Here is a 9,413-nt window from a genome sequence, read left to right as displayed (position 1 = left end):
TGTGTTTCAGAAGAACGTGCTGGCCAGCGGCGTGATCCCGCAGATCAGCATGATCATGGGCCCCAGCGCCGGTGGCGCCGTGTACTCGCCCGCCATGACGGACTTCATCTTCATGGTGAAAGACAGCTCGTACATGTTCGTGACCGGCCCCGAGGTGGTCAAGACCGTGACCCACGAAGAAGTGACGGCCGAGGAACTGGGCGGCGCCGTGACGCACACCACCAAGAGCGGTGTGGCCGACATGGCGTTTGAGAACGACGTGGAGGCGCTGATGATGCTGCGCCGCCTGTACAACTACCTGCCGCTCAACAACCGCGAAAAAGCCCCGGTGCGCCGCAGCAACGACCCGGCCGACCGCATGGACCTGAGCCTGGACACCCTGGTGCCCGAGAACCCCAACAAGCCCTACGACATGAAGGAGCTGATCCTCAAGACGGTGGACGACGGGGACTTCTTCGAGCTGCAGCCCGAGTACGCCAAGAACATCCTCATCGGCTTTGCCCGCATGGAAGGCCAGACCGTGGGCATCGTGGCCAACCAGCCGCTGGTGCTSGCGGGCTGCCTGGACATCAAGAGTTCCATCAAGGCCGCGCGTTTYGTGCGCTTCTGCGATGCGTTCAACATCCCGGTGGTCACGTTTGTGGACGTTCCCGGCTTCATGCCCGGCACCTCGCAAGAGTACGGCGGCATCATCAAGCACGGCGCCAAGCTGCTGTACGCGTATGCCGAGTGCACCGTACCCAAGATTACCGTCATCACCCGCAAGGCCTACGGCGGCGCGTACGACGTGATGAGCTCCAAGCACCTGCGCGGCGACGTGAACCTGGCCTGGCCCAACGCTGAAATTGCGGTGATGGGCGCCAAGGGCGCGGTGGAAATCATTTTCCGCGAGGACAAGAACGACCCCGTGAAGCTGGCCGCGCGTGAGGCCGAATACAAGCAGCGTTTTGCCAACCCGTTTGTGGCCGGTGCACGCGGCTTTATCGACGACGTGATCCTGCCGCACGAAACGCGCAAGCGCATCTGCCGCAGTCTGGTCATGCTGCGCGACAAGAAGCTGGAAAACCCATGGCGCAAGCACGGCAACATCCCACTGTGAGCGGACAAGGAGCATAAGAACATGTTYAMGAARATCCTGATCGCCAACCGYGGCGAAATCGCCTGCCGCGTSATCGCTACTGCCCGCAAGATGGGCATCMWSACYGTSGCSGTCTACTCCGACGCCGACAAGGAAGCCCGCCAYGTCRAGYTGGCCGACGAGGCCGTGCACATYGGYGCSGCGCCCAGCCGCGAGTCCTACCTGCTGGCCGACAAGATCATTGCGGCCTGCAAGCAGACCGGCGCGCAAGCGGTGCACCCCGGCTATGGCTTCCTGTCCGAGAACGAAGCCTTTGCCAAGCGCTGCGAAGACGAGGGCATTGCCTTCATCGGCCCCAAGGCGCATTCGATTGCGGCCATGGGAGACAAGATCGCGTCCAAGAAGCTGGCCAACGAGGCCAAGGTCAACACGATTCCTGGCTACAACGATGCCATCGCGGGCCCCGAGCAAGCGGTGGAGATTGCCAAGAGCATTGGCTACCCCGTGATGATCAAGGCCTCGGCCGGTGGCGGCGGCAAGGGYCTGCGCGTGGCGTTCAACGACAAGGAAGCGTTTGAAGGCTTCGCTAGCTGCCAGAACGAGGCCCGCAACAGCTTTGGCGACGACCGCATCTTCATTGAGAAGTTTGTGCAGGAGCCGCGCCACATCGAGATCCAGGTGCTGGGCGAYASSCAYGGCAACGTSATCTACCTGAACGAGCGCGARTGCTCSATCCAGCGCCGCCAYCAGAAGGTKATCGAAGAGGCGCCGTCGCCTTTCATCAGCGACGCCACCCGCAAGGCCATGGGCGAGCAAGCGGTGCAACTGGCCAAGGCCGTGAAGTACCAGAGCGCGGGCACGGTGGAGTTCGTGGTCGGCAAGGACCAGRRCTTCTACTTCCTSGAGRTGAACACCCGYCTGCAGGTGGAGCACCCGGTGACGGAGTGCATCACCGGCCTTGACCTGGTGGAGCTGATGATCCGCGTGGCGGCGGGCGAGAAGCTGCCGCTGACCCAAGCCGACGTGAAGCGCGACGGCTGGGCAATTGAGTGCCGCATCAACGCCGAAGACCCGTTCCGCAACTTCCTGCCGTCCACTGGCCGCCTGGTGCGCTTTCAGCCGCCGGAGGAAACCATGTTCCAGTCCGACACAAGCAAAAAGCTGGGCGTGCGSGTGGAYACCGGCGTGTACGAMGGCGGCGAGATYCCGATGTACTACGACTCGATGATCGCCAAGCTSATCGTGCACGGCACGGACCGCAACGATGCGATTGCCAAGATGCGCGCTGCGCTGAACGGCTTTGTGATTCGCGGTATCAGCAGCAACATCCCGTTCCAGGCCGCGTTGCTGGCGCACCCCAAGTTCGTGACGGGCGACTTCAACACCGGCTTCATCGCCGAGAACTACGGCAAGGGCTTCCACGCCGAAGATGTGCCGCACAGCGACCCGCTGTTCCTGGTGGCGCTGGCCGCGTTCATGAACCGCCGTTACCGCGCGCGCGCCTCCGGCATCAGCGGCCAGCTGGCCGGCCACGAGGTGAAGGTGGGCGAGCAGTTTGTGGTGGTGACGCTGGGCGCCGAAGGGCAGAACCAGCACCACGAGGTGACGGTGTCCGACTTTGAAGACAAATCGGGCTCCAGCGCAATCAGCGTGGGCGGTAATAGCTATCAGATCAGTAGCGCCGCCACGCTGGGCCAGATCCGCGTGCAGGGCGCATGCAACGGCCAGGGCTTCACGGCCCAGGTGGAGCGCGGCGTGGGCAAGAACCCGCTGGCGCTGCGCRTKKCSCACRACGGYACGCAGATCGAKGCGMTGGTGCTGTCGCCSCTGGGTGCCAAGCTGCACAAGCTGATGCCCTTCAAGGCGCCGCCAGACCTGTCCAAGTTCCTGCTCTCTCCCATGCCCGGCCTGCTGGTCGATGTGGCGGTGCAGCCCGGCCAGAAGGTGCAGGCTGGTGAAAAGCTGGCGGTGATCGAGGCCATGAAGATGGAGAACATCCTCTTTGCCGCGCAAGATGGCGTGGTGGGCAAGATCACGGCGGGCAAGGGTGAGTCGCTGGCGGTGGACCAGGTGATCCTGGAATTCCAATGATCCCGCCAAGGAATCCTCTGCACGAATCTCGCTGGCCAAGTGAGCGCAGCGGATCGGGAGGGGTTGCAAGGCGCAAAACGCAGCAATAGCCGTAGCTATTGCGAGTATTTGCAACGCTGCAGACCGCCCGAGGCCGCTGATGCACACGGCGCGCTGATTCGTGCAGAGGATCCCAAGGGTCCCACAACCCATCCAGAGGGGCCTTGCGCCCCTTTTTTAGTCTTTTTGGCCACTAGCGCTAGAAGAATATGCGCTGGCAGCTATCAAATCAGGAGTAATCATGAGCACAACCCCACGCCCCTTCAAGGTCCTGGGTATCCAGCAGGTGGCCATTGGCGGCACCGACAAGCAGCGGATGAAGACGCTGTGGGTGGACATGCTGGGCCTCGAACAGACCGGCACTTTCCAGAGCGAGCGCGAGAACGTCGATGAAGACATCCTGGCCATGGGCAAAGGCGCCTTCAAGGTSGAGGTSGACMTSATGCAGCCGCTSGACMYCGASAAGAAGCCSGCCGTGCACACCACGCCGCTCAACCACRTSGGCCTGTGGATCGAYGACYTGCCCARGGCGGTGGAATGGCTCACGGCCAARGGCGTGCGCTTTGCGCCCGGCGGCATCCGCAAGGGGGCGGCGGGCTACGACATCACGTTTTTGCACCCCAAGAGCAATGACGAGTTTCCAATTGCGGGCGAAGGCGTGTTGATCGAACTGGTGCAGGCACCGGCGGACGTGATTGCCGCGCTGGGCTGAACCCCACCACCGCAGCCCGCTGTCGCCCCCATGGTTTCGCTCCAACGTACGTTGTTGGCTTGCGCCAAGGTGAGCGCCCTGCTGGTCCTCGCACTGGCAGGGCAGGGCGGTGGGGCTGCAGGTGGCACGGGTGCCTATCCGCTCGACTGGGGCCGGGCGGTAGAAACCCTGCAGTACCGGTCCTGCGGCTGCGCGGACCGCTGCTGGGTGGCGGAAGTGAAACACCAGCGGTCCCGCAAGACGCTGGCCTCCCTGCGATGTGACTGCGAGCGCCTGTTCGGTCGCGTCGGCAGTCGCGGCGCTGAGGTGGAGCACAGTCCGAGCTGTTCTGCCATTGACGACGCAGACAACAAGCCCCGCGCCATCCGCGAGGCGCTGGAGCAGATGCTGGGGCGCTGAACAGCGCGGCGTCCATGACCTGGGGCGTCATGGTCACCGGGCCCGGCGGGGGCTACAACGGCGGCACCTTGTCTTTGGTGTCGCCTGCCCATGCAAAAAATCGCTTCTCTGGCCTTGCTGCTCGCGGGTGCCATTCACCTGATTCCCTTGATTGGCGTGCTCGGCGCAGAGCACTTGGCCAGACTCTACGGTGTGGCCCCTTCCGATCCGAACACGCTCATCCTGCTGCGGCACCGTGCCGTGCTGTTCGGCATTGTGGGTGGGCTCTGCCTGATGGCGGCGTTCAAGCCCGGCTACCAGTGGTTGGGCTTGCTTGTTRGCGCGGTCAGCACCCTTTCTTTCCTGCTGCTTGCATGGGTCACCGGCGGCTTCAATGCGCATTTGCAGCGCGTGGTGGTGGCGGATGGCCTGGCCCTGGTGTGCCTGGTGGCGGGCGCTGGGGCCTTGAGCTGGTCTGGCCGGGGTGCCACGAGCGGCTAACTTTCATGAACGTCGGAGCCTGCAAGGTGGCGCGGGCTGAAAGATAGAAGCCAAAGCCGCCGGTTGTCAGCCCGTTGCTTTGGCGGTTTTGGTGGTGGTTTCAACATGCTCTCTAAAGTGGTCAACAGTCGGCTTTTTTACCGTTCTCGCACAGTGAGATGGCGGCTGTTGAGCACGGGGAAATAGTGGCACCTTTTGTGACCATGTTGAGAGCAGTTGTGCCGAAATCTCCTTCAAAATCATGGTGATAGCGATGCAGGGCGGTGCTCCGGAAGACTCTGGAGTGGCGCCTTGTGTGATCACCGACGCAATGCCTGGTGCTTGCAGCAGCAGGCTCTTGAAAGGACCCCACCCATGGCCAACGCAACCCTCTCCGCCCCGCAGCCCATCCAGGTCCATCGCCCCGTCCCTGCGCAGGTCGTGCAGGGACAATGGTCGGTGGAGGCCATCCAGGCGCTGCTCGACAAGCCCCTGATGGACCTGCTGTTCGAGGCACAAACCGTGCACCGCCAGCATTGGCCTGCGGGCGACATCGAGCTGGCCACGCTGCTGTCGGTCAAGACCGGCGGCTGCCCAGAAAACTGCGGCTATTGCCCGCAGGCGGCCGAGTTCGACACCGGGGTCAAGGCCGACAAGCTCATGGAGGTGGATGAGGTGGTGCGCGCCGCCCAGGCCGCCAAGGACGCGGGCGCCACGCGCTTTTGCATGGGTGCCGCCTGGCGTGCGCCCAAAGACCGTGACATTGAAAAAGTCAGCGCCCTGATTGGCGCGGTGAAGGGCCTGGGCCTGCAGACCTGCGCCACGCTGGGAATGCTCGAATCGCACCAGGCGCAGGCGCTGAAAGAAGCCGGGCTGGACTACTACAACCACAACCTGGACACGGCCCCCGAGTACTACACCGATGTGGTCAGCACCCGCGCCTACCAGGACCGGCTGGACACGCTGCAGCATGTGCGCAGCGCAGGCATCAGCGTGTGCTGCGGCGGCATCGTGGGCATGGGCGAAGCGCCCGTGCACCGTGCGGGCCTGATTGCGCAGCTGGCCAACCTGCAGCCGTACCCTGAGTCGGTGCCCATCAACAGCCTGGTGCGCGTGCCTGGAACGCCTTTGGCCGACAGCGAGCCCATCGACCCGTTTGACTTTGTGCGCGTGATTGCCGTGGCCCGCATCACCATGCCCAAGGCCCGGGTACGCCTCTCTGCCGGGCGCCAGCAAATGGGTGAAGCGGTGCAGGCGCTGTGCTTCATGGCAGGGGCCAATTCGATCTTTTATGGTGACAAGCTGCTGGTGACTGGCAACCCAGATGTGGAAGCCGACGTGCAACTGCTGGCCAAGCTGGGGCTGAACGGCCACCGCACCACGACCACCACCCTCGACGGGCACAGCCACAGCGCTTGATGTCCCCCGACGCGGCGGCGTGCTTCTGCTGGAGTCCGCTGCGACGTCACCGAATGCCGTGCCTCCGTGCTGCGCTACGGTAATGCGCGGGACACAGCCATTCAGAGCGGCTCTTCGCGGGAGGTCAGTTCGATGCGCTCCATGGGCAGATCGGCGGCCAGGCGGTCCACCTGGGCCAGCCGTGCAGGCTCGGCATCGGCAAACTGCTGGGCAATGCGCCGGAACTCCTCGGACAGGGTAAGGAAGGCATCGACCATGTCGGGGTCGAAGTGGCTGCCCCGGCCGTCGCGAATGATCTCTACCGCCTGCTCGTGGGAGTACGCGGGCTTGTAGACGCGTTCGGAAATCAGTGCGTCGTACACGTCTGCCACGGCCATCAGCCGCGCTGACAGTGGAATGGTGTTGCCCACCAGGCTTTCGGGGTAGCCCGAGCCGTCCCATTTCTCCTGGTGGCTATAGGCGATCTCCTTGGCATACCGGAAAAACGGGTTGTCCTGTGTGGTCCCCGTCTCGGCCGCGATGATGGCGTCGCGCCCCAGCGTGGTGTGCGTCTTCATGATCTCGAACTCTTCCGGCGTGAGCTTGCCGGGCTTGAGCAGGATGCGGTCGGGGATGCCCACCTTCCCGATGTCGTGCAGCGGGGCGGACTTGAAGATGGTCTCGATGGCGGTGTCGGTCAGCTCGTCCTTGAAGCGCGGGTGGTTTTGCAGGTGGCGGGCCAGCGCTTCCATGTAGTGCTGCGTGCGCCGGATGTGGTTGCCCGTTTCGTTGTCGCGCGTTTCGGCCAGCGAGGCCATGGCGCGGATCGTGGCGTCCTGCAGCTCGGCCATCGCCCGGGTGCGGTTGGCGACCTCTTGCTCCAGAAAGTGGTTGTGCTGGGCCAGGAAGTCGCGCGCGCGCTTGAGCTGCAGGTGGTTGCGCACCCGGGCCATCACGATGGCCGGGTTGATGGGTTTGGTGATGTAGTCCACCGCGCCCAGCTCCAGGCCAACGCTTTCGTCATCGGCCGCGCTCATGGCGGTGAGGAAGATGACAGGGATGTCTTCGGTGTCGGGGTTGAACTGCAGGCGGCGCAGCACCTCGTAGCCATCCATGTCCGGCATCATGATGTCCAGCAGGATCAGGTCGGGCTTGCTGTCGCCCGCCACGATCTGCAGGGCGCGCTCGCCACTGGGCGCAAGCTTGACCTTGTAGTCGGTGCGCAGGAGGTCGCTCATCAGCGAGAGGTTGTCGGGCGTGTCGTCTACGACCAGCACCGTGCATTTGCCGCTGGGTGCGAATGGGCTATTCATGGACCGGGTCCTCCTTGTTGTCATTGTGCGCCTCGGGGGCCTGGCGCAGTATGGCCAGTGCCTCCACAAAGTCGTAGCTGTCCAGCGATCGCTTCATCTGGCCATATGCCGGCCCCAGCAGGGCCTGCAGGGTGGGCGTGGATTGCCTGAAGATTTCAATGGCGTCGGAATCGTCGTCGGACAGCAGTGCGTCAAGCTGCGCCACCAGTGCACGCGCAGCGGAGGCGTCGATCTGCAGGCCAGGCGCAGCGTCCGCGCCCGCAACCTCCTCTGCGGGCAGGGCCTGCTGCAGCGCCATGACCAGCGCCTGGCAAGCCGCTTCCACGGGCTCCAGCAGTGGCTCTGCCAGCTCGGGCGAGGCCTTCTGGGCGATGGCTTCTTCCGCACGCTGTGCCAGGGCTGCCAGCGCGGTGGCGCCAATGGTGCCGGCCGTGCCTTTGAGCGTGTGCATGGCGCGCTGGGCCTCGTCGTGTAGCCCGGCAGCCAGGGCAGTACGGGTGGCTTGGACCGCCTGCGCTTGCCCCGCCACAAACTTGCGCAGCAGGCCTTCGTAGGCAGGCCTTTTGTCCAGCACACGCCGCAGGCCGGCGGTCGCGTCGAGCCCTGGGATGCGGCGCAGGGCGTCATCGGCGGGAAGCGCGGCTGTGGAGTGGGGCGCTGTGTCGGAGTTGGAAGGGGCGCCAGCTGGCTGCCCCTGAGGGTCTCCGCCTTCGCGGTCAGCCTCGTCCGCACCGGTGGCTCGGGGTGCAATCCATTGCAGCAGGGCAGCAAACAGTTCGTCCGGGTCGATGGGTTTGGCCAAGTGGCCGTTCATGCCCGCCTCCAGGCACAGGTCACGGTCGCGGCTCATGGCGTTGGCCGTCATGGCCACCACGGGCAGCTGGGCCCAGGACGGGTTCTGGCGCAGGTGCCTGGTAGCGGTCAGGCCGTCCATCACGGGCATTTGCATGTCCATCAGCACCAGGTCATAAGGGGCTTGGGCGAGCATGTCCAGCGCCACCTRCCCGTTCTGGGCCACATCCACCACCAAGCCAGCGCCGCTCAGCAGCTCGGCGCCCACCTGCTGGTTCAGGTCGTTGTCATCCACCAGCAGCACCCGTGCGCCAGCAATGGCGGAAAGGTGCGCAGCGCGCCGGGGTGTTTGTGTGCCACGCCCGTCGGACGACCGGACCTGCCCGCCCAGCGCCTGCATGGCGGCATCAAAAAGTTGCGAGGGGCTGACGGGTTTGGACAGCATCAGCTGCAGCCCGGCGCGTTCCAGTTCGCTTTGCACATCGTCGCGGCCTGCTGCGGTCACGATGACCGTGAGTGGCGGGTGCTGCAGGCGGGCAAGTGCGCGGTGGGTGTCAAACCCGTCCATGCCGGGCATCTTCCAGTCCACGAATGCGATCTCGCAGGGGCGACCGGCCTGTTCGGCGGCGCGGGCCTGGGCCACCGCCTCCTCGCCGGAAGAGGCCGTGGTGACGGCAAAGCTCATGCGGGCCAGCATCTCGCCCAGGATATGCCGGGCCTGCTCGCTGTCGTCCACTACCAAGACATGCCGCCCGCGCAGATCGGGGGTGGGCAGCAGGGGGGCATGGCTGGGGTTGCCCAGCCCGAGACGGGCGGTAAACCAGAAGGTGCTTCCCACCCCAGGCTGGCTTTCTACCCCCACTTCGCCGCCCATCAAGCCGGCCAGCTTCTTGGAGATGGCCAGCCCCAGCCCGGTGCCGCCGTATTTGCGCGTGGTGGAGGTGTCGGCCTGTTCGAACGAGCGAAACAGCCGCAACTGCTGCTCAGAGGTCAGGCCGATGCCGGTGTCTTGCACCTCAAAGCGCAGCAGGACTCCGGTGTCGTCGCGCGACGTTTCGGTGACGCGCACGATGATTTCGCCCTTGTCGGTGAACTTGACGGCGTTGTTGGCGTAGTTCACCAGGATCTGCCC

Annotated in this window: 8 protein-coding genes; 6 read left to right on the top strand and 2 right to left on the bottom strand. The window is 64.6% G+C overall.

The window, feature by feature from the left end; genetic code table 11:
- From AC04MI_RS20845 to bioB, 6 genes are all read left to right on the top strand, one after another.
- On the top strand, positions 1-1,099 hold a 1,099-nt coding region (locus tag AC04MI_RS20845), incomplete at its 5' end, for an acyl-CoA carboxylase subunit beta (protein ID WP_476498587.1).
- A gap of 21 nt (positions 1,100-1,120) precedes the next feature.
- Positions 1,121-3,169 carry an acetyl-CoA carboxylase biotin carboxylase subunit gene (locus tag AC04MI_RS20840; protein WP_476498586.1) on the top strand — a complete coding sequence of 683 codons (2,049 nt, stop codon included), beginning with the start codon at positions 1,121-1,123 and terminating at the stop codon, positions 3,167-3,169.
- 280 nt (positions 3,170-3,449) lie between these two features.
- Positions 3,450-3,920, top strand: coding sequence for a VOC family protein (locus AC04MI_RS20835; RefSeq protein WP_476498585.1), 471 nt, complete (start codon positions 3,450-3,452; stop codon positions 3,918-3,920).
- A 30-nt stretch (positions 3,921-3,950) separates the two neighbouring features.
- On the top strand, positions 3,951-4,319 hold the full coding sequence (locus tag AC04MI_RS20830) for a hypothetical protein (protein ID WP_476498584.1): 369 nt from the start codon (positions 3,951-3,953) through the stop codon (positions 4,317-4,319).
- A 90-nt stretch (positions 4,320-4,409) separates the two neighbouring features.
- On the top strand, positions 4,410-4,799 hold the full coding sequence (locus AC04MI_RS20825; protein WP_476498583.1) for a phosphopantetheine adenylyltransferase: 390 nt from the start codon (positions 4,410-4,412) through the stop codon (positions 4,797-4,799).
- 354 nt (positions 4,800-5,153) lie between these two features.
- Positions 5,154-6,197 (top strand): biotin synthase BioB, encoded by a 1,044-nt coding sequence (gene bioB, locus AC04MI_RS20820; RefSeq protein WP_288852089.1) that lies wholly within the window; start codon positions 5,154-5,156, stop codon positions 6,195-6,197.
- 101 nt (positions 6,198-6,298) lie between these two features.
- Here bioB and AC04MI_RS20815 read toward each other — a convergent pair whose 3' ends face one another.
- Complete coding sequence (locus tag AC04MI_RS20815; protein ID WP_436077330.1) at positions 6,299-7,489, bottom strand: response regulator; 1,191 nt, start codon at positions 7,487-7,489, stop codon at positions 6,299-6,301.
- A partial coding sequence (locus tag AC04MI_RS20810; protein WP_476498582.1) for a response regulator occupies positions 7,482-9,413 on the bottom strand: 1,932 nt, incomplete at its 5' end. The genes AC04MI_RS20810 and AC04MI_RS20815, both read right to left, overlap by 8 nt.

Source organism: Acidovorax sp. LjRoot204, from assembly GCF_056175785.1.
The sequence above is the reverse complement of the archived record's forward strand: the minus strand, read 5'-3'. Positions and strand labels throughout refer to the sequence as shown.